The 19,291-nt window shown below is 69.9% G+C and carries 16 protein-coding genes, 1 tRNA gene and 1 pseudogene; 11 read left to right on the top strand and 7 right to left on the bottom strand.

All coding sequences use genetic code 11. The features are described from left to right. Positions 1-126: 126 nt before the first annotated feature. The 6 genes and pseudogenes from rsmG to rpmH all read right to left on the bottom strand — a co-directional run bounded on the left by rsmG (position 127) and on the right by rpmH (position 3,403). Positions 127-843 (bottom strand): 16S rRNA (guanine(527)-N(7))-methyltransferase RsmG, encoded by a 717-nt coding sequence (rsmG, locus tag AB0O40_RS04045; protein ID WP_365035372.1) that lies wholly within the window; start codon positions 841-843, stop codon positions 127-129. A gap of 116 nt (positions 844-959) precedes the next feature. Beyond that, positions 960-1,472, bottom strand: coding sequence for a R3H domain-containing nucleic acid-binding protein (locus tag AB0O40_RS04050; protein ID WP_365035374.1), 513 nt, complete (start codon positions 1,470-1,472; stop codon positions 960-962). A 15-nt stretch (positions 1,473-1,487) separates the two neighbouring features. Continuing rightward, entirely contained in the window at positions 1,488-2,558 is a 1,071-nt protein-coding gene (gene yidC, locus AB0O40_RS04055; RefSeq protein ID WP_365035447.1) for a membrane protein insertase YidC, read from the bottom strand. Next, a pseudogene (gene yidD / locus AB0O40_RS04060) lies at positions 2,450-2,873 on the bottom strand (membrane protein insertion efficiency factor YidD). Before yidD ends, yidC begins: the two are co-directional and overlap by 109 nt. Further along, the gene (rnpA, locus tag AB0O40_RS04065) at positions 2,870-3,244 is read right to left on the bottom strand and encodes a ribonuclease P protein component (RefSeq protein WP_365035376.1); all 375 of its coding nucleotides are present in this window, start codon (positions 3,242-3,244) and stop codon (positions 2,870-2,872) included. Before rnpA ends, yidD begins: the two are co-directional and overlap by 4 nt. A gap of 21 nt (positions 3,245-3,265) precedes the next feature. Next, positions 3,266-3,403 carry a 50S ribosomal protein L34 gene (rpmH, locus tag AB0O40_RS04070; protein ID WP_030457638.1) on the bottom strand — a complete coding sequence of 46 codons (138 nt, stop codon included), beginning with the start codon at positions 3,401-3,403 and terminating at the stop codon, positions 3,266-3,268. Positions 3,404-3,759: 356 nt separating this feature from the next. Between rpmH and dnaA the strand changes: the two genes are divergently transcribed. The 11 genes from dnaA (at position 3,760) to AB0O40_RS04125 (ending at position 17,975) form a co-directional block, all read left to right on the top strand. Next, the gene (dnaA, locus tag AB0O40_RS04075; protein ID WP_365035378.1) at positions 3,760-5,547 is read left to right on the top strand and encodes a chromosomal replication initiator protein DnaA; all 1,788 of its coding nucleotides are present in this window, start codon (positions 3,760-3,762) and stop codon (positions 5,545-5,547) included. A 1,039-nt stretch (positions 5,548-6,586) separates the two neighbouring features. Beyond that, a complete protein-coding gene (gene dnaN / locus AB0O40_RS04080; RefSeq protein ID WP_365035379.1) occupies positions 6,587-7,717 on the top strand; it encodes a DNA polymerase III subunit beta in 1,131 nt (376 codons plus the stop codon). 109 nt (positions 7,718-7,826) lie between these two features. Then, positions 7,827-8,702 carry a phosphogluconate dehydrogenase (NAD(+)-dependent, decarboxylating) gene (gene gnd / locus AB0O40_RS04085; protein WP_365035381.1) on the top strand — a complete coding sequence of 292 codons (876 nt, stop codon included), beginning with the start codon at positions 7,827-7,829 and terminating at the stop codon, positions 8,700-8,702. 73 nt (positions 8,703-8,775) lie between these two features. Then, positions 8,776-9,912, top strand: a complete 1,137-nt coding sequence (recF, locus tag AB0O40_RS04090; protein ID WP_365035382.1) for a DNA replication/repair protein RecF — start codon at positions 8,776-8,778, stop codon at positions 9,910-9,912. Then, the gene (locus AB0O40_RS04095) at positions 9,909-10,469 is read left to right on the top strand and encodes a DUF721 domain-containing protein (protein ID WP_365035384.1); all 561 of its coding nucleotides are present in this window, start codon (positions 9,909-9,911) and stop codon (positions 10,467-10,469) included. Before recF ends, AB0O40_RS04095 begins: the two co-directional genes overlap by 4 nt. A gap of 304 nt (positions 10,470-10,773) precedes the next feature. Then, positions 10,774-12,834: a DNA topoisomerase (ATP-hydrolyzing) subunit B gene (gene gyrB, locus AB0O40_RS04100; RefSeq protein ID WP_365035385.1), complete on the top strand. Its 2,061-nt coding sequence runs from the start codon at positions 10,774-10,776 to the stop codon at positions 12,832-12,834. Between the two features lie 40 nt (positions 12,835-12,874). Continuing rightward, a complete protein-coding gene (gene gyrA / locus AB0O40_RS04105) occupies positions 12,875-15,487 on the top strand; it encodes a DNA gyrase subunit A (RefSeq protein ID WP_365035387.1) in 2,613 nt (870 codons plus the stop codon). 9 nt (positions 15,488-15,496) lie between these two features. Beyond that, the gene (locus AB0O40_RS04110) at positions 15,497-16,123 is read left to right on the top strand and encodes a DUF3566 domain-containing protein (protein WP_365035388.1); all 627 of its coding nucleotides are present in this window, start codon (positions 15,497-15,499) and stop codon (positions 16,121-16,123) included. 71 nt (positions 16,124-16,194) lie between these two features. Next, positions 16,195-16,268 (top strand) — tRNA-Ile (locus AB0O40_RS04115). Positions 16,269-16,415: 147 nt separating this feature from the next. Further along, on the top strand, positions 16,416-16,550 hold the full coding sequence (locus tag AB0O40_RS04120; protein ID WP_208809277.1) for a DLW-39 family protein: 135 nt from the start codon (positions 16,416-16,418) through the stop codon (positions 16,548-16,550). Positions 16,551-16,670: 120 nt separating this feature from the next. Next, positions 16,671-17,975: a hypothetical protein gene (locus AB0O40_RS04125; RefSeq protein WP_365035390.1), complete on the top strand. Its 1,305-nt coding sequence runs from the start codon at positions 16,671-16,673 to the stop codon at positions 17,973-17,975. 18 nt (positions 17,976-17,993) lie between these two features. Here the strand turns inward: AB0O40_RS04125 and AB0O40_RS04130 are convergent, their stop codons facing one another. Then, the gene (locus AB0O40_RS04130; RefSeq protein ID WP_365035392.1) at positions 17,994-19,274 is read right to left on the bottom strand and encodes a serine/threonine-protein kinase; all 1,281 of its coding nucleotides are present in this window, start codon (positions 19,272-19,274) and stop codon (positions 17,994-17,996) included. Positions 19,275-19,291 lie beyond the last annotated feature (17 nt).

The following is a 19,291-nucleotide window of genomic DNA, read 5'->3' on the forward strand; positions in this document are numbered from 1 at the left end:
GAGCGACGTTTCACGTGAAACACGATGCACGCGCGGAAAGATCAACCCGCCCCGACACTCCGAAATCCATACCGTTCCGACCTCAACGGCACGCCGGGGCGCCCCGGCGTGCCGGAACCGGACCCGTCAGCGGCGGCGGGTCCGCCCGACCCGCGCGGCCTTGGCCCGCTTGGCCGCGAAGCGCACGCCGCCGGGGCTCTCCCCCACCTCGACGCGCACGACCGTGGAGAGCGGGTCGACCACACCCTCACCGACCTGGAGCACCGAGGTGTTGACCACGCCCAGCTTGCTCAGCGCGGCCTTCGCCGACACCAGCTCCTCATCGGCGGTGTCGCCCTTGAGCGCCAGCATCTCGCCGTACGGCCGCAGCAGCGGTACGCCCCAGCCCGCGAGCCGGTCCAACGGGGCCACCGCACGGGCGGTCACCACGTGCACCGGCTGGAGCTTGCCCATCATTTCCTCGGCCCGGCCCCGGACCACGGTGACGTGGTCCAGCCCCAGCAGCTCCACGGCCTCCTGGAGGAAGGTGGTGCGCCGCAGCAGGGGCTCCAGCAGCGTGATCTTCAGGTCACGGCGGACCAGCGCCAGCGGGATGCCCGGCAGGCCGGCGCCCGAGCCGACATCGCAGACGGTGACGCCCTCGGGCACCACCTCGGAGAGCACGGCGCAGTTCAGCAGGTGCCGCTCCCAGAGCCGGGGAACCTCCCGGGGCCCGATCAGCCCGCGCTTGACGCCCGCGTCCGCCAGCAGCTCGGCGTACCGGACGGCTTCCGGGAAATACTCGCCGAACACCGCCCGCGCCTCTTCGGGCGCCGGGGGAAGCTCCGCTGCTGCCTCCGTCACGGGGACCGTCCTTCCGTACCGCTCTGCGGTGATCAACACGTGCAGGTTGAAATGCCAGGCTGACAAACATCGGCCCCGTCTGCGACACAGACGGGGCCGATCACTTCTGCGACCGATCAGGCCGGGAGCACAACGACGAAGCGCGCGGGCTCCTCGCCCTCGGACTCGCTGCGCAGCCCCGCGGCGGCGACCGCGTCGTGCACGACCTTGCGCTCGAAGGGGGTCATCGGGTCGAGCTTCAGCGGCTGGCCGCTGCTCTTGACCTCGTCCGCGGCCTTCGCGCCGATGGCCGCCAGCTCCTCGCGCTTCTTGGCCCGGAAGCCGGCGATGTCGAGCATCAGGCGGCTGCGGTCACCGGTCTCGCGGTGCACGGCGAGCCGGGTCAGCTCCTGAAGCGCCTCCAGGACCTCCCCGTCCCGGCCGACGAGCTTCTGCAGGTCGCGGCTGCCCGAGTCGCTGATGATCGACACGGCGGCGCGGTCGGCCTCGACGTCCATGTCGATGTCGCCGTCCAGGTCGGCGATGTCCAGCAGACCCTCGAGGTAGTCGGCCGCGATCTCACCCTCCTGCTCGAGGCGGGTGAGGGTGTCGCCACCCTCGGCGGCGGCGGAGGTGGTGCCTTCCGTCACGGGATGGACTCCTTCTTACTTCTTGGAAGAGGGCTTGGGGGTCTGGCGCTGCGACTTGCTCTGCCGCTTGGGCTGCTGCCGCTTGGCGGCCGCGCTGCTCGCCGCGTCCGCATCGGACGTGGGCTCGACACTCTTGGCCACGTTGCCGTCGGCCTGGGCGGCCATGCCCTGCTTGGACAGCGCGGTGACGAACTTGCGCTCGTTGTCGTTGCGGTCCGGACCCTTGGCGACGATCGCCGCGACGATGTTCTTCCGGCGGCGGCCCTTGACCTCACCGTGCGAGGTGACGTGCTTGAGCAGGCGCTGGAGGTACTGGTCCTGGGCCTTGGATCCCGGCGTCGGGTTCTGGTTGATCACGTACATCTGCTGGCCCATGGTCCACACGTTGGTGGTCAGCCAGTAGACGAGGACACCGACGGGGAAGTTGATGCCCATGCCCGCGAAGATCAGCGGGAAGACGTACATCAGCATCTTCTGCTGCTGCATGAACGGCGTCTTGACCGAGAGGTCGACGTTCTTCTGCATCAGCTGGCGCTGCGTGTAGAACTGCGACAGCGACATCATGACGATCATGACCGCGGTCACGATCCGGACGTCGGTCAGCGAGGCGTTCAGCGCCTGGACCTTCTCCTCGCTGTCCATGAACTTGGCCGCGAGGGGAGCGCCGAAGATGTGCGCCTGACGGGCGCTCTCCAGCAGGGGACCGTCGATCACACCGATCGGCTTGCCGTTGGCGATGCCGGCGAGCACGTGGTAGAGCGCGAAGAAGAACGGGGACTGCGCCAGGATGGGAAGGCACGAGGAGAGCGGGTTGGTACCCGTCTCCTTGTACAGCTTCATCATCTCTTCGGACTGGCGCTGCTTGTCGTTCTTGTAGCGCTCCTGGATCGCCTTCATCTTCGGCTGGATCGCCTGCATGCCCCGCGTGGCCTTGATCTGCTTCACGAAGAGCGGGATCAGGCAGATGCGGATCAGGATCACCAGGGAAACGATGGACAGTCCCCAGGCCCAGCCCGTGTCCGGGCCGAAGATCGCCCCGTACAGCTTGTGGAACTGGACGATGACCCATGAGACGGGCCAGGTGATGAAGCTGAACAGACTGGCAATCGTGTCCACTAATCAGGCTCCTTGAGCATTGCGAGGTCTACGCAACGCACTGCGCAGCTGTTCGTGCCAACGCGGGCGTTTGCGAGGTGGGACGTGGTCGACTCCGCCGGGGGACCACGGATTGCACCGCAGGATCCGCCAGGCGGTGAGGGCAGTCCCCTTCACCGCACCATGCCGGTCGATGGCCGTGTACCCGTAGTGCGAGCACGAGGGGTAGTAACGGCACACCGGCCCGAGCAGCGGACTGATCGTCCACTGGTACAGCTTGATCAAAGCGAGCAGCGGGTACTTCATCGAGCCACGCCTCCCAGCAACCGCAGGATTGCGGCATCCAGGTCCCGGGCAAGTTGTCCGTAGTCGGCGTCACCCGATCCGGGCAGCGCGCGGACCACCACCAGGCTACCGGGGGGCAGGTCGATGAGTCGGTCCCGCATCAGGTGGCGCAGTCTGCGCTTGACCTGGGTGCGGACCACCGCACCGCCCACCGCCTTGCTGACGACGAAACCCGCACGCGTCGGGGGAGCTGCCTCCCCCGGCTCGTGCGGGTCCGTTGCACCGCTGGTACTGAGGTGGACGACGAGGAGCGGGCGACCTGCCCGACGGCCTCGCCGTACCGCGTTCGCGAAGTCCTCGCGCCGCCTCAGCCGATTTTCGGTAGGCAGCACGACGTCACGGCCTGTGCGCGATTAGGCGGACAGGGCGCTGCGACCCTTGGCGCGGCGGTTCGCGAGAATCGCGCGGCCGGCACGGGTACGCATACGCAGGCGGAAACCGTGGGTCTTGGCGCGACGACGGTTGTTCGGCTGGAAGGTGCGCTTGCTCACTCGGGGGCTCCAGAGAATGAATCGTGTGTGGCGTTACATCGCCTGGCTGTCACCGTGCGCCCACGAGGAACTTCACGTGATCGCCCGAGTGGACACCGCTAAACGATCACACTGAGTGATCTTCGCCCATCGGTAGGCAGGCGGCAGCAGCCATCGACAACTCGACCTCGATACGGTACGCGCGGCTACGCCATCCGGTCAAACCGAGGCCGTCACGGGCCCCTCTGTGCACAGCCTGTGGACAACAACTTGAACCGCACGGGTCGCGCTGACTACCGTGGCTTGACCCCGCATTTTTTTGTCCCGACCGTCCCAAAGAACCACACATTCGTGGGACCTGTGAGAGAGCGTGCCCTGTGGCTGACGTACCTGCCGATCTTGCCGCAGTGTGGCCCAGGGTTCTCGAGCAGCTGCTGGGTGAGGGAGCGCAGGGCATCGAGGCCAAGGACAAGCAGTGGGTCGAGCGGTGCCAGCCGCTCGCGCTGGTCGCCGACACGGCCCTGCTCGCCGTCCCCAACGAATGGGGCAAGCGCGTACTGGAAGGCCGGCTGGCCCCGCTGATCAGCGAGACCCTGAGCCGTGAGTGCGGCCGCCCGATCCGGATCGCGATCACCGTCGACGACTCCGTCGGCGAGCCGGTCCCCGCCCCGGCGCCGCCGGCCCCGCAGGAGCGGCCGCGGTACGAGGACGCGTACGACCAGCCGCCCACGGCCCGCCCGGCCTATCCGGACTACCAGCAGCAGCGCCCCGAGCCCGGCGCCTGGCCGCGCCCGTCCGCTCCCCAGGAGGAGTACGGCTGGCAGCAGCCCCGGCTCGGCGGCTTCCCGGACCGCGACCCCTACGCCACGCCCGGCCCCACCGGCCCCGGCGGCTACGAGCAGTCGCAGTACGACCAGCCGATGCCCCCCTACGAGCCGCGCCCGTACGAGCCCAAGCCCTACGAGCCGAAGCAGTACGAGCAGCCGTCGTACGACTCGGGGTACGACAACCAGCGGGGCGACCGGCCCGAGCCGCCGGAGCCGCGCCGGCCCGCCGCGCCCGGCAGCCCCGGGGGGCCCTCCGCCGCGCCGCCGCCGGCCTCCTCCGGTTCCTCGTCCGGACCGGTGGAGCCCACCGCCCGGCTCAACCCCAAGTACCTCTTCGACACCTTCGTCATCGGTGCCTCGAACCGCTTCGCCCACGCGGCCGCGGTCGCGGTGGCCGAGGCGCCGGCGAAGGCGTACAACCCGCTCTTCATCTACGGCGAGTCCGGCCTCGGCAAGACGCACCTGCTGCACGCCATCGGCCACTACGCCCGCAGCCTCTACCCGGGCACCCGGGTGCGGTACGTGAGCTCGGAGGAGTTCACCAACGAGTTCATCAACTCCATCCGCGACGGCAAGGGCGACGCCTTCCGCAAGCGGTACCGCGAGATGGACATCCTGCTCGTCGACGACATCCAGTTCCTGGCGAGCAAGGAGTCGACGCAGGAGGAGTTCTTCCACACCTTCAACACGCTCCACAACGCGAACAAGCAGATCGTGCTCTCCTCCGACCGGCCGCCCAAGCAGCTGGTCACCCTGGAGGACCGGCTGCGCAACCGCTTCGAGTGGGGCCTGATCACCGACGTCCAGCCGCCCGAGCTGGAGACCCGGATCGCGATCCTCCGCAAGAAGGCCGTCCAGGAGCAGCTCAACGCCCCGCCGGAGGTGCTGGAGTTCATCGCGTCCCGGATCTCGCGCAACATCCGCGAGCTCGAGGGCGCGCTGATCCGCGTCACGGCCTTCGCCAGCCTCAACCGGCAGCCGGTGGACCTGGGGCTGACCGAGGACGTCCTCAAGAACCTGATCCCCGGCGGCGAGGACACCGCGCCCGAGATCACCGCCGGCGCCATCATGGCCGCCACCGCCGACTACTTCGGGCTGACGGTGGACGACCTGTGCGGATCCTCGCGCAGCCGGGTGCTGGTGACGGCGCGGCAGATCGCGATGTACCTGTGCCGGGAGCTGACGGACCTCTCGCTGCCGAAGATCGGCGCGCAGTTCGGCGGCCGGGACCACACGACCGTCATGCACGCGGACCGCAAGATCCGGGCGCTGATGGCCGAGCGGAGGTCCATCTACAACCAGGTCACCGAGCTCACCAACCGCATCAAGAACGGCTGACGCGGCCCGCCCGCACACCACGTCCGAAGGGGCGCCCCGGGACCTCCCGGGGCGCCCCTTCGTCGTCTGCGGCGACCCGTTCGGCGGCTCCCGGCAGTCCGTTCAGCGGCTTCCGGGGGCCGGTCCGGCGGTTCGCAGAGTCCCGTTCAGCGGCTCCCAGAGACCTGTTCGGCGGCTTCCGGAGGCCCGTTCAGCGGCTTCCAGAGGCCCGAAAAGCCCCTCCGGAAGCGCTGCGGGACCCCGCTGAGGCCGTTTCGGCGCCCCGGGACCGATGCCTTCCCGTAGCCCTCTGTTCGATTTGCAGCGAGGTTACGGCCGTCCTCCACAGATCTTGTGGGTTTCTTCCGTCCACACCCTGGGGACCCCCGACGTCGCCCACATTCCGTCCACAGGTAACCCTGTTGATGGAGTATCAGCCCTGGTCAGCACCCTGTGGAATTGTGCGCAGCGGAGATCCACAGGCTGTGGACAAAGAGTTTGTCCACAAGCTCTCCACAAGCGTTGTCCACCGGTGGCCCACAGCCTGGGGACCCTTGTCCCCAACTTTCCCCGGCTTCTCCACACGGTTGTCCACTGTTCGGCAACCGGCCACCCCTCATCACCGTCCCGAGTGAAAGCCGTCACACGAGACCGGAGGATTGGGCTGTGGGGAACCGGGGTAAAGCTGGGGACGGACCTGTGGAGTACCCGGGGTGACCTGGGGACGGACTGTGCAGAACTTTCGCTTCTCCACAGGACACCCCGGTTGTCCACTGGTGTCACCCACAGGGTCGGTGGACAAAAAACCTGGACTGACCTGCGCAGACGCGGTTATCCACGGTTTCCACAGGGCCTACTACTACCCCCATAGAGAGTTAGCTCGGATTCGGTTTTCAAGCGGGTCCTGTGCACAACTCGTCGCTCGGCCCTCCCGACACCTCGGGCTCGACTTGACCGCCAGCCGCACCGACTGTCGGCGCCGTACGTCAGACTGGTCTCCGGCATTCAGCCGACGACGAAGGCCAGCAGGGCGAGCCAGCAACAGCAGGAGGCGGTTCCGGTGAAGATCCGGGTGGAGCGCGACGTACTCGCGGAGGCGGTGGCGTGGGCGGCCCGCAGCCTGCCGGCCCGGCCGCCGGTCCCCGTCCTCGCAGGCCTCCTCCTGAAGGCCGAGGAGGGCTCGCTGAGCCTGTCGGGCTTCGACTACGAGGTCTCCGCACGCGTCTCGGTCGAGGCCGACGTGGAGGAGGACGGCACCGTCCTCGTCTCCGGCCGCCTGCTCGCCGACATCTGCCGCGCCCTCCCCAACCGCCCGGTGGAGATTTCCACAGACGGTGTACGGGCGACCGTGGTCTGCGGCTCCTCCCGCTTCACCCTCCACACCCTGCCGGTGGAGGAGTACCCGGCGCTGCCGCAGATGCCGACCGCCACCGGCACCGTCCCCGGTGAGGTCTTCGCCTCCGCCGCCGCGCAGGTGGCCATCGCCGCCGGCCGCGACGACACGCTCCCGGTGCTGACCGGTGTGCGCATCGAGATCGAGGGCGACCGGGTCACCCTCGCCTCCACCGACCGCTACCGCTTCGCGGTCCGCGAGTTCCTGTGGAAGCCGGAGAACCCGGACGCCTCCGCCGTGGCGCTGGTCCCCGCCAAGACCCTGCTGGACACCGCCAAGTCCCTGACCAGCGGCGACACCGTCACGCTGGCGCTCTCCGGCTCCGGCGCGGGCGAGGGCCTGATCGGTTTCGAGGGCGCCGGCCGGCGCACCACCACCCGCCTGCTCGAGGGCGACCTGCCGAAGTACCGCACGCTCTTCCCGACCGAGTTCAACTCCGTCGCGGTGATCGAGACCGCCCCGTTCGTCGAGGCCGTCAAGCGCGTGGCCCTGGTCGCCGAGCGCAACACCCCGGTCCGCCTCAGCTTCGAGCAGGGCGTGCTGATCCTGGAGGCCGGCTCCTCCGACGACGCACAGGCTGTGGAGCGGGTGGACGCCAAGCTCGACGGCGACGACATCTCCATCGCCTTCAACCCGACCTTCCTGCTCGACGGCCTGAGCGCCATCGACTCCCCGGTCGCCCAGCTCTCCTTCACGACCTCGACCAAGCCGGCGCTGCTCAGCGGCCGCCCGGCCGTCGACGCCGAGGCGGACGAGGCGTACAAGTACCTGATCATGCCGGTCCGCCTGTCCGGCTGAGCCCGCGGCGCGTCCCCCGGGCGGCGGTCCGGGGGACGGTGTGCACCCGGGTCCGGGCGTAGGCTCGGACGCGGGTACGAAACTGCACACACACTTAAGGAACCACCTGATGGAGCTCGGTCTCATCGGTCTCGGCAAGATGGGCGGCAACATGCGCGAGCGCATCCGCCGCGCCGGCCACACCGTCATCGGCTACGACCGCAACCCGGACCTCGCCGACGTCCACAGCCTCCAGGAGCTTGTGGACGGCCTGCCGGCTCCGCGCGTCGTGTGGGTGATGGTCCCCGCAGGTGAGGCGACCCAGTCCACGATCGACGAGCTCGGCGAACTGCTCTCGCCCGGCGACGTCGTCGTGGACGGCGGCAACTCCCGCTGGACCGACGACGAGAAGCACGCCGAGGAGCTGGCCGCCAAGGGCATCGGCTTCGTCGACTGCGGCGTCTCCGGCGGCGTGTGGGGCCTGGAGAACGGCTACGCGCTGATGTACGGCGGCGACAAGGAGCACGTCGCCCGGGTGCAGCCGGTCTTCGACGCCCTCAAGCCCGAAGGCGACTTCGGCGCCGTGCACGCCGGCAAGGTCGGCGCCGGCCACTTCGCCAAGATGGTCCACAACGGCATCGAGTACGCCATGATGCAGGCCTACGCCGAGGGCTGGGAGCTGCTGGAGAAGGTGGACTCGGTCACCGACGTCCGCGAGATCTTCCGCTCCTGGCAGGAGGGCACGGTCATCCGCTCCTGGCTGCTCGACCTGGCGGTCAACGCCCTGGACGAGGACGAGCACCTGGACCGGCTGAAGGGCTTCGCCCAGGACTCGGGCGAGGGCCGCTGGACCGTCGAGGCCGCGATCGACCACGCCGTCCCGCTGCCGGCGATCACCGCCTCGCTGTTCGCCCGCTTCGCCTCGCGGCAGGACGACTCCCCGCAGATGAAGATGATCGCCGCGCTGCGCAACCAGTTCGGCGGCCACGCGGTCGAGAAGAAGTAAGTCCACAACCGGTCCCCGGCCCGTCCACAGGCTGGGGACGACACAGCAGGAGCCGGGGGAGGTCGGCCGCACCATGCACGTCTCGCACCTGTCGCTGGCCGACTTCCGCTCCTACGCCCGGGCCGAGGTCCCGCTCGACCCGGGCGTCACCGCCTTCGTGGGCCCCAACGGCCAGGGGAAGACCAACCTCGTCGAGGCCGTCGGCTACCTCGCCACCCTCGGCAGCCACCGGGTCTCCTCCGACGCCCCCCTGGTGCGGATGGGGGCCGAGCGGGCGATCGTCCGGGCCGCGGTGACCCAGGGCGAGCGCCGTCAGCTGGTCGAGCTGGAACTCAACCCGGGCCGCGCCAACCGGGCCAGGATCAACAGGTCCTCGCAGGTCAGACCGCGTGACGTGCTCGGGATCGTGCGCACCGTCCTGTTCGCCCCCGAGGACCTGGCGCTGATCAAGGGCGACCCCGGGGAGCGCCGCCGCTTCCTCGACGAGCTGATCACCGCCCGGTCCCCGCGGATGGCGGGCGTCCGCTCCGACTACGAGCGGGTCCTCAAGCAGCGCAACACCCTCCTGAAGTCCGCCGCGATGGCCCGCCGGCACGGCGGCCGGTCGATGGACCTGTCCACCCTCGACGTCTGGGACCAGCACCTGGCCCGGGCCGGCGCCGAGCTGCTGGCCCAGCGCCTGGACCTGATCGCCACCCTCCAGCCGCTGGCCGACAAGGCCTACGAGCAGCTGGCCCCGGGCGGCGGCCCGCTGTCCCTGGCGTACAGGAGCTCGGCCGGCGAGGTGGTCGACGCCGCCCTGCCGGGCTCCCGCGAGCAGCTGTACGAGGCGCTGACCGCAGCCCTCGCCGAGGCCCGCAAGCAGGAGATCGAGCGGGGTGTGACCCTGGTCGGTCCGCACCGGGACGAGCTGCTGCTGCGGCTGGGCGAGCTGCCCGCCAAGGGGTACGCGAGCCACGGCGAGTCCTGGTCGTACGCGCTGGCGCTGCGGCTGGCCTCGTACGACCTGCTGCGCTCGGAGGGCAGCGAGCCGGTACTGGTGCTCGACGACGTCTTCGCCGAGCTGGACGCGCGGCGCCGGGAGCGGCTGGCCGAGCTGGTCGCCCCGGGCGAGCAGGTGCTGGTCACCGCCGCGGTGGACGACGACGTCCCGGACGTGCTGGTGGGCGCCCGGTACGCCGTCTCGGGCGGCGAGGTGACGCGGCTGTGAGCGGGACCGGCCCCCGGCCCGCCGACGGCGAGGAGCCCCGCAAGGCCCCCGAGCCCTCCGGCGTCGACCTGGCCCGGCAGGCGCTGGTGGCCGCCCGGGAGGCGGCCCGGGCCCGCGGCCAGGCCGCCGCGGGCAAGAAGCAGACCCGGCGGACCGGGCTGCGCTCCGGCGCGCGCGCCGACGGCCGGGACCCCATGCGGCTGGGGGCGGCCCTGGACCGGCTGCAGACCGAGCGCGGCTGGGAGTCCCCGATGGCGGTGGCCGGCGTGATGCAGCGCTGGCCCGAGATCGTCGGCGAGGAGCTGGCCCGGCACTGCGTACCGGAGAAGTACGAGGAGGACCCGGACTCCCGCCAGCTGACCGTGCGCTGCGACTCCTCGGCCTGGATGGCGCAGGTGCGGCTGCTGGCCCCGCAGCTGATCGCCCGGCTCAACGCCGACCTGGGCCAGGGCACGGTGCGCTTCATCAAGGTGCTGCCGCCGAGCGGGGCGGAGCGCCGTTACGAGGGCCGGCTGCGGGCCCCGGGCTCCACCGGACCGGGTGACACGTACGGCTGAGCGGCCCCCTCCGGCGGCCACGCGCGGTGAGGTGTCCCTCACGGTAGCGAGAGGTTGACAGGCCGAAGCGCTGGATGCCCGCGTGAGCCTCTTGGAGCCCCATCCCGGATATGGGGAGTCGGCAGCGGGAGGTTCAGGGCGGCACATGCGGACTCAGGTACCGGCAAACCCCCATTCATGTCAGAGCTACCGGTAGACTGGTAAGTAATCCCGCTTGCCGGCGGGATCCCGCTTGAACACGCTGACAACGCAGATCGACGCAGCCGCCTCCTGCTTGCACCGTTGCATGCCCGGAGTCAGGCCTGTGCTGTGCCAGAAAGGGCGCTTCGTGGCCGATTCCGGCAACCCCAACGAGAACACTCCGTCCACAGCCGGCGAGAACGGCGAGGTCACCACCTCGTACGACGCCAGCGCGATCACAGTCCTCGAGGGCCTGGACGCCGTCCGCAAGCGACCCGGCATGTACATCGGCTCGACCGGTGAACGCGGACTGCACCACCTCGTCTACGAGGTCGTCGACAACTCCGTCGACGAGGCCCTGGCCGGCCACGCGGACACCATCGACGTGACGATCCTGGCCGACGGCGGCGTCCGCGTCATCGACAACGGCCGAGGCATCCCGGTCGGCATCGTGCCGTCCGAGGGGAAGCCCGCCGTCGAGGTCGTGCTGACGGTCCTGCACGCGGGCGGCAAGTTCGGCGGCGGCGGCTACGCCGTCTCCGGTGGTCTGCACGGCGTCGGTGTGTCCGTGGTGAACGCCCTGTCGACCAAGGTCGCCGTCGAGGTCAAGACCGACGGCTACCGCTGGACCCAGGACTACAAGCTCGGTGCGCCCACGGCCGCCCTCCTCCAGAACGAGGAGACGTCCGAGACGGGCACCTCCGTCACCTTCTGGGCCGACGGCGACATCTTCGAGACGACCGAGTACTCCTTCGAGACGCTGTCGCGCCGCTTCCAGGAGATGGCCTTCCTCAACAAGGGCCTGACCCTCTCGCTGACGGACGAGCGCGAGTCTGCGAAGGCGACGATGGGCGCCGACTCGGCCGAGGAGGCCGACGACAACAAGGCGCGGACCGTGAAGTACTACTACGAGGGCGGCATCGTCGACTTCGTGAAGTACCTCAACGCCCGCAAGGGCGAGCTGATCCACCCCACCGTCATCGACGTCGAGGCCGAGGACAAGGAGCGCATGCTCTCGGTCGAGATCGCGATGCAGTGGAACTCGCAGTACACCGAGGGCGTCTACTCCTTCGCGAACACGATCCACACCCACGAGGGCGGTACCCACGAAGAGGGCTTCCGCGCCGCACTGACGGGTCTGGTCAACCGCTACGCGCGCGACAAGAAGCTGCTCCGCGAGAAGGACGACAACCTCGCCGGCGAGGACATCCGCGAGGGTCTGACGGCGATCATCTCGGTGAAGCTGGGCGAGCCGCAGTTCGAGGGCCAGACCAAGACCAAGCTGGGCAACACCGAGGCCAAGACCTTCGTGCAGAAGGTCGTGCACGAACACCTGAACGACTGGTTCGACCGCAACCCGGTCGAGGCCGCGGACATCGTCCGCAAGTCGATCCAGGCGGCCACGGCCCGCGTCGCCGCGCGCAAGGCGCGCGACCTCACCCGCCGCAAGGGCCTGCTGGAAAGCGCCTCGCTGCCGGGCAAGCTGTCGGACTGCCAGTCCAACGACCCGACGAAGTGCGAGATCTTCATCGTCGAGGGCGACTCGGCCGGCGGCAGCGCCAAGTCCGGCCGCAACCCGATGTACCAGGCCATCCTGCCGATCCGCGGCAAGATCCTGAACGTCGAGAAGGCCCGGATCGACAAGATCCTCCAGAACACCGAGGTCCAGGCGCTGATCAGCGCCTTCGGTACCGGTGTGCACGAGGACTTCGACATCGAGAAGCTTCGCTATCACAAGATCATCCTGATGGCGGACGCCGACGTCGACGGCCAGCACATCAACACCCTGCTGCTGACCTTCCTCTTCCGCTTCATGCGGCCGCTGGTCGAGGCGGGTCACGTCTACCTGTCGCGTCCGCCGCTCTACAAGATCAAGTGGGGCCGGGACGACTTCGAGTACGCGTACTCGGACCGCGAGCGCGACGCGTTGGTGGAGCTCGGCAAGCAGAACGGCAAGCGGATCAAGGAAGACTCGATCCAGCGCTTCAAGGGTCTGGGCGAGATGAACGCCGAGGAGCTGCGCGTCACCACCATGGACGTCGACCACCGCGTGCTGGGCCAGGTCACCCTGGACGACGCCGCGCAGGCCGACGACCTGTTCTCGGTGCTGATGGGTGAGGACGTCGAAGCCCGGCGCTCCTTCATCCAGCGCAACGCCAAGGACGTTCGCTTCCTCGACATCTGAGTCGGCTCAGCTGACCGCCTGAAAGGACCTCTGACCAGCAATGGCCGACGAAACCACCCCCACCGCAGAGAACGCCGCGGAGGAGCAGCCCGTGCTGCGCATCGAGCCCGTCGGGCTCGAGACGGAGATGCAGCGCTCCTACCTCGACTACGCGATGTCCGTCATCGTGTCCCGCGCGCTGCCCGACGTACGGGACGGCCTCAAGCCGGTCCACCGGCGCGTGCTGTACGCGATGTACGACGGCGGCTACCGGCCCGAGAAGGGCTTCTACAAGTGCGCCCGCGTCGTCGGCGACGTCATGGGCACGTACCACCCGCACGGTGACACCTCGATCTACGACGCCCTGGTCCGCCTGGCCCAGCCGTGGTCGCTGCGCATGCCGCTGGTGGACTCCAACGGCAACTTCGGCTCCCCGGGCAACGACCCGGCCGCCGCGATGCGCTACACCGAGTGCAAGCTGATGCCGCTGGCCATGGAGATGCTCCGGGACATCGACGAGGAGACCGTCGACCTCCAGGACAACTACGACGGCCGCAACCAGGAGCCGACGGTCCTGCCGTCGCGCTTCCCGAACCTGCTGGTCAACGGCTCCGCGGGCATCGCGGTCGGCATGGCCACCAACATCCCGCCGCACAACCTGCGCGAGGTCGCGGCCGGCGCCCAGTGGGCGCTGGAGCACCCGGACGCCTCCCACGAGGAGCTTCAGGACGCGCTCATCGAGCGCATCAAGGGCCCGGACTTCCCCTCGGGCGCCCTGGTCGTGGGCCGCAAGGGCATCGAGGAGGCGTACCGCACCGGTCGCGGCTCCATCACGATGCGCGCGGTGGTCGCGGTCGAGGAGATCCAGAACCGCCAGTGCCTGGTGGTCACCGAACTCCCGTACCAGGTCAACCCGGACAACCTCGCGCAGAAGATCGCCGACCTGGTGAAGGACGGCAAGGTCGGCGGCATCGCCGACGTCCGCGACGAGACCTCCTCGCGCACCGGCCAGCGCCTGGTGATCGTCCTCAAGCGGGACGCGGTCGCCAAGGTCGTGCTGAACAACCTGTACAAGCACACCGACCTGCAGACGAACTTCGGCGCGAACATGCTCGCGCTGGTGGACGGCGTACCGCGCACCCTGTCGATCGACGCCTTCATCCGCCACTGGGTGCAGCACCAGATCGAGGTCATCGTCCGGCGCACGCGCTTCCGCCTGCGCAAGGCGGAGGAGCGCGCCCACATCCTGCGCGGTCTGCTCAAGGCCCTGGACGCGATCGACGAGGTCATCGCGCTGATCCGGCGCAGCAACACGGTCGAGATCGCCCGTGAGGGCCTGATGGGCCTGCTGTCGATCGACGAGATCCAGGCGAACGCCATCCTGGAGATGCAGCTCCGCCGGCTCGCGGCCCTGGAGCGCCAGAAGATCGTCGCCGAGCACGACGAGCTCCAGGCGAAGATCAACGAGTACAACGCGATCCTGGCCTCGCCCGAGAAGCAGCGCCAGATCGTCAGCGAGGAGCTGGCGGCCATCGTCGAGAAGTTCGGCGACGACCGGCGCTCCAAGCTGGTGCCCTTCGACGGCGACATGTCCATCGAGGACCTGATCGCCGAAGAGGACATCGTCGTCACGATCACCCACGGCGGCTACGTCAAGCGCACCAAGACCGAGGACTACCGCTCGCAGAAGCGCGGCGGCAAGGGCGTGCGCGGCACGAAGCTGAAGCAGGACGACCTGGTCGACCACTTCTTCGTCTCCACTACGCACCACTGGCTGCTGTTCTTCACGAACAAGGGCCGGGTCTACCGCGCCAAGGCCTACGAGCTGCCGGACGCCGGCCGTGACGCCCGCGGCCAGCACGTGGCCAACCTGCTGGCCTTCCAGCCGGACGAGAAGATCGCCCAGATCCTCGCGATCCGCGACTACGAGGCGGCCCCGTACCTGATCCTGGCCACCAAGGGCGGCCTGGTGAAGAAGACGGCGCTCAAGGACTACGACTCGCCCCGTTCGGGTGGTGTGATCGCGATCAACCTCCGGGAGACGGAGGACGGCAGCGACGACGAGCTGATCGGCGCCGAGCTGGTCTCGGCCGACGACGACCTCCTGCTCATCAGCAAGAAGGCGCAGTCCATCCGCTTCACCGCCACGGACGACGCGCTGCGCCCGATGGGCCGTGCCACCTCCGGTGTGAAGGGCATGAGCTTCCGCGAGGGCGACGAACTGCTCTCGATGAATGTCGTCCGGCCCGGTACTTTCGTCTTCACCGCGACGGACGGGGGATACGCCAAGCGCACCCCCGTGGACGAGTACCGCGTCCAGGGTCGTGGCGGCCTCGGAATCAAGGCCGCCAAGATCGTGGAGGACCGGGGCTCCCTCGTCGGAGCGCTGGTGGTGGAGGAAACGGACGAGATCCTCGCCATCACGCTCAGCGGTGGTGTGATTCGTACGCGAGTCAACGAAGTCCGGGAGACCGGCCGTGACACCATGGGCGTCCAGCTGATCAACCTGGGCAAGCGTGATGCCGTGGTCGGCATCGCCCGCAACGCCGAGGCCGGTCAGGAGGCTGACGAGGTCGACGAGACCGAAGCAGTCGAGGGACAGGCCGCGGAAGCACAGGCCACCGAGGCCACCGAGGCCGCCGAGGGCACGCAGCCCTCGGCCGGGGAGCAGTAGGAGTAGAGCGTGAGTGGAGCCACGGGCGCCGGATCGGCCACGACTGGAGCTAACGGTGCCCGTGGCCCCGCCGCGGACTCCGAGGGTGGGGGCACCCCCGCCGACGAAGGCAGGGGGGGAACCGTGACCGACACCCGAGGGCCGCAGCCGCAGGCTGCCGGTCCGTACCACCCGCCGCAGGCGTACCCGGCCCCTGGTGGGCCGGGGGCGCAGCGCGGCGAGCAGCAGCAGCGCGTGGCGCGTACCGGGGCCCGTACGGCACCCCGGACGCGCAAGGCCCGCCTCCGGGTGGCCAAGGCCGACCCCTGGTCGGTGATGAAGGTCAGCTTCCTGCTGTCCATCGCGCTGGGCATCTGCACGATCATCGCCGCCAGCGTGCTGTGGATGGTCATGGACGCCATGGGCGTCTTCTCGACCGTCGGCGGCACCATCAGCGAGGCCACCGGGTCCAACGAGGGCAACGGCTTCGACCTGCAGTCGTTCCTGTCGCTGCCGCGGGTGCTCATCTTCACCTCGGTGATCGCGGTCATCGACGTGGTGCTGGCCACCGCGCTGGCCACGCTGGGCGCCTTCGTCTACAACCTCTCGGCGGGCTTCGTGGGCGGTGTGGAGCTCACCCTCGCCGAGGACGAGTAGGGGCCTGACCAGCGATTTGGGAACTCACGCGTCTGTGCGCTAACCTTCAGGAGTCAGCGCGCAGGCGCGGAGGGGCTATAGCTCAGTTGGTTAGAGCGCATCCCTGATAAGGATGAGGCCACAGGTTCAAATCCTGTTAGCCCCACAGTACGGTTCGGCCCGGCGGATATCATCCGCCGGGCCGTTCTCGTTACGGGAGTTGGGGCCCGCCCTAGGTAACCGATCGGTATCGGCCGGTGTGTATAGTCGGGCGCCAGAAGTCCCCTACGTCAACGAAAGACGAGGTCGCGCGGTGAAGAAGCTTCTCCTGGTCGCACTGGCCGCCATCGGCGGGCTCCTCGTGTACCGCCAGATCCAGGCGGACCGCGCCGAGCAGGACCTGTGGACGGAGGCGACCGACTCCGTGCCCTCAGGTTCCGGTGTGTGAGACCCGAAGGCTGAGTCATGAAGCCCCGGCTGCCGCTGCGGCCGGGGCTTTGTGCTGTTCTGGGGCCGATTCTTCCGCTTTGCTAACTTTAGGCTTGCGTGCGCAAATCCGGGGTGGGGTGTGACGAGGCTGGGTGCCAGGACTCTGGCCGGTGCGGTGCTGGTGGGGGCGCTGACGGTGGCCGCGGGGGCCGGGGGCGCGAGCGCCGCCCCGGCGGATCCGGGGGCCTACCGGACCGCGCCCGGCGCTGAGCGGGCCCAGGGCGGCGCCAGTACGGCCACCGCCGGCGCGCTGGCCGTCGGGGGGACCTACGAGGACTCCCTCGGCCCGGCCGAGGAACGCTTCTACCGTCTGGAACTGGACGCGGACTCCAGCGTCTACGTCTCGGCGACGGTGCTGCCCGGCCCGGGCGCCGCGGTCTCGTACGCCGACGGGATCGACGTGGTGCTGATGAGCACCGGCGGGCGGGAGTGCACCACCGCCGGGCAGGCCGGCTTCGCCGCCGACCAGGCCCGGCCGTTGGCCGCGGTGGCGGTACGGCGGCTCCAGGAGGACGGGGAGTGCCAGACGGCCGGCCCGTACTACGTGAAGGTCACCCGCAGCACCGGCAAGGAGTCCGACCGCGGCCGCTGGCCCATGGAGCTCCGGGTCATGCGGGAGCCGGCGCGGGCCGGCGGGAACGCCCCGGCCGCCGGCCCCACGGCCTACCCCTCCGCTCCGGTGGCGGCCCCGGCGGGTACTCCGGTGCCCCGGGCCGGCGGCACCGGCTTCAACGACGCGCGGGCCCTGGCCGCCGGGGTCTGGCGGGACGACCTGGTCCCGGGGCAGACCCGCTTCTACCGGGTCCCGGTGGACTGGGGGCAGCAACTGGACCTGTCCGTGGAGCTGTCGGGCGCCCGGATGACCAAGACCTCCGGGTACGCCTCGAACGGGCTGGTCGCGGAGGTCTACAACCCGGTGCGGGGCCAGGTGGCCGACAAGTCCGGGTTCTACGACGGGAAGCAGCTGAGCCTGGCGCTGGGGCCGTTGGCGCCGGTGCGGTACGAGAACCGCTTCTCCGACGTCCGGGCCATCCGGCCGCTGCGGGCGGCGGGCTGGCACTACGTGGCGGTGACCCTGCACCGGAAGGTCGGGGAGTTCACCACGGGCTCGGTGCCGGTGCTGCTGCGGGTCGGGCTCGAGGGGACGCGGGCCGAGGGGCCCGGGTACGCGGAGCCGGATGCGGCCGCGGCCGGCTTCGGGGTGACACCGGCGGACCTCCGGGCCGCTGCCGAGGGGCAGACGGCGGCCGAGGCCACGGCGGCCGCCGACGACCGGGCCGTGCTGCGGGTGGTGGCGGCCGGGGGCATCGGCACCGGGACCGTGCTGCTGCTGGGACTGGGCGCCTGGACGCTGCTGGCCCGACGGCGCCCGGCCGGCGGCTGAGGAGGGCGGCCGGGGCCCTCAGGTCTGGCTGAGCGCCCAGAAGCCCACGGCGAAGCAGAGCAGGGCCAGCAGCAGGACCGGCACGGCCACCGTGGCCGGTGGCCCCGGACGGGGCGCCCGGTGGGCCGCAGAGGGGCCGTCAGGGGCCGCTACGGGGCCGAGCGGGTGCGGGGCCGTGTACGGGCGGGTGCCCGCGGTGGCGGCCGGTGCCGGGGCCACGGCGGGCGGCGCCACGGCGGGCGGGGCGGGAGCCCGGGTGGCCGAGGTCTGGGTGGGCTCGCCGGGGTAGTAGACCGTGGCCGTGGGGGCCGCGTCCGGCGGCGCCGGAACGGCTTCCCCGGGAGGGGCCGATGTTTCACGTGAAACAGGCGAACCCGCCGTGCGCTCCGGCTCGTACGGGAGGAGGGCCGGGGAGGGCTTGTCCGGCCCGAACGGGCCGAAGCCCTCGGGCAGCGGCCCCAACTGATCGAAGACCTCGACCGGTTCCTCGCCCGGCCTCGGTGCCGGCAGCAGCTCCACGGCCGCGGCGAGGGCCTTGCGGGCCCCGGTGGCGGTCCGGAAGCGGGCTTCGGGGTTCGGGTGCAGCAGCGTGCCGATCACCTGCCACAACGGCTCCGGAATGCCCTGTGGGGCGCCCGGAATTCCGTGTGCGGTGAAGTGCGTGAGCAAGGCCTCCGTATCGGGCTTGTGGCCCTCCAGGAGGTAGAGCGCGACCAGTCCGACCGCGAAGAGGTCGGCCGGGAAGTCTGGCTCAGCTCCCAGCAGTTGTTCGGGAGCAAAATAACCGGGCGTGCCGACCACGTAGTTGGTCTCGGTGAGCCGGGGCTCGCCCTTGCGCATGGAGATGCCGAAATCGGACAGCCGCAGGTGCGGCCGACCGGTTCCGGTCGCCTCCATCAGGATGTTGGCCGGCTTGATGTCCCGGTGCACGACCCCTTCGGCGTGGACCGCCGCCAGACCGGACAGCAGCTGGTCCAGGAGCGTGCAGACGAACGCCGGGGGCAACGGGCCGTAGTCGCCGATCACATGGGCCAGTGAGCCGCCACTCACCAGGTCCATGGTGAACAACACCTTGTCGTCGTCCGCCGCCCAGCTGGCCGGGGCCAGGACGTGGGGGTGGTCGATGCGCAGGGCTTGCTCGCGCACGAAGCGCAGCAGGGTGTGGGCGTCGCTCTGCTGGAGCACCTTGGCCGCGACGTAGCGCTTGCGGCGCTGGTCCCAGGCACGCCAGACGGCCCCGACGCCACCGCGTCCGATCGGATCGATCAGTTCGTACCGACCGGCGAAGACCTCACCCATCGCGCTGCGCCCGCTCC

The sequence above is a fragment of the Streptomyces sp. NPDC089919 genome (assembly GCF_040684615.1).
Classification (GTDB): Bacteria; Actinomycetota; Actinomycetes; order Streptomycetales; family Streptomycetaceae; genus Streptomyces.

What these genes read in the sequence shown, in the direction of transcription:
- gnd (WP_365035381.1), top strand. Translation starts at nt 7,827, where the DNA reads ATGGAGCTCGGTCTCATCGGTCTCGGCAAGATGGGCGGCAACATGCGC.
- recF (WP_365035382.1), top strand. Translation starts at nt 8,776, where the DNA reads ATGCACGTCTCGCACCTGTCGCTGGCCGACTTCCGCTCCTACGCCCGG.
- gyrA (WP_365035387.1), top strand. Translation starts at nt 12,875, where the DNA reads ATGGCCGACGAAACCACCCCCACCGCAGAGAACGCCGCGGAGGAGCAG.
- AB0O40_RS04130 (WP_365035392.1), bottom strand. Translation starts at nt 19,274, where the DNA reads ATGGGTGAGGTCTTCGCCGGTCGGTACGAACTGATCGATCCGATCGGA.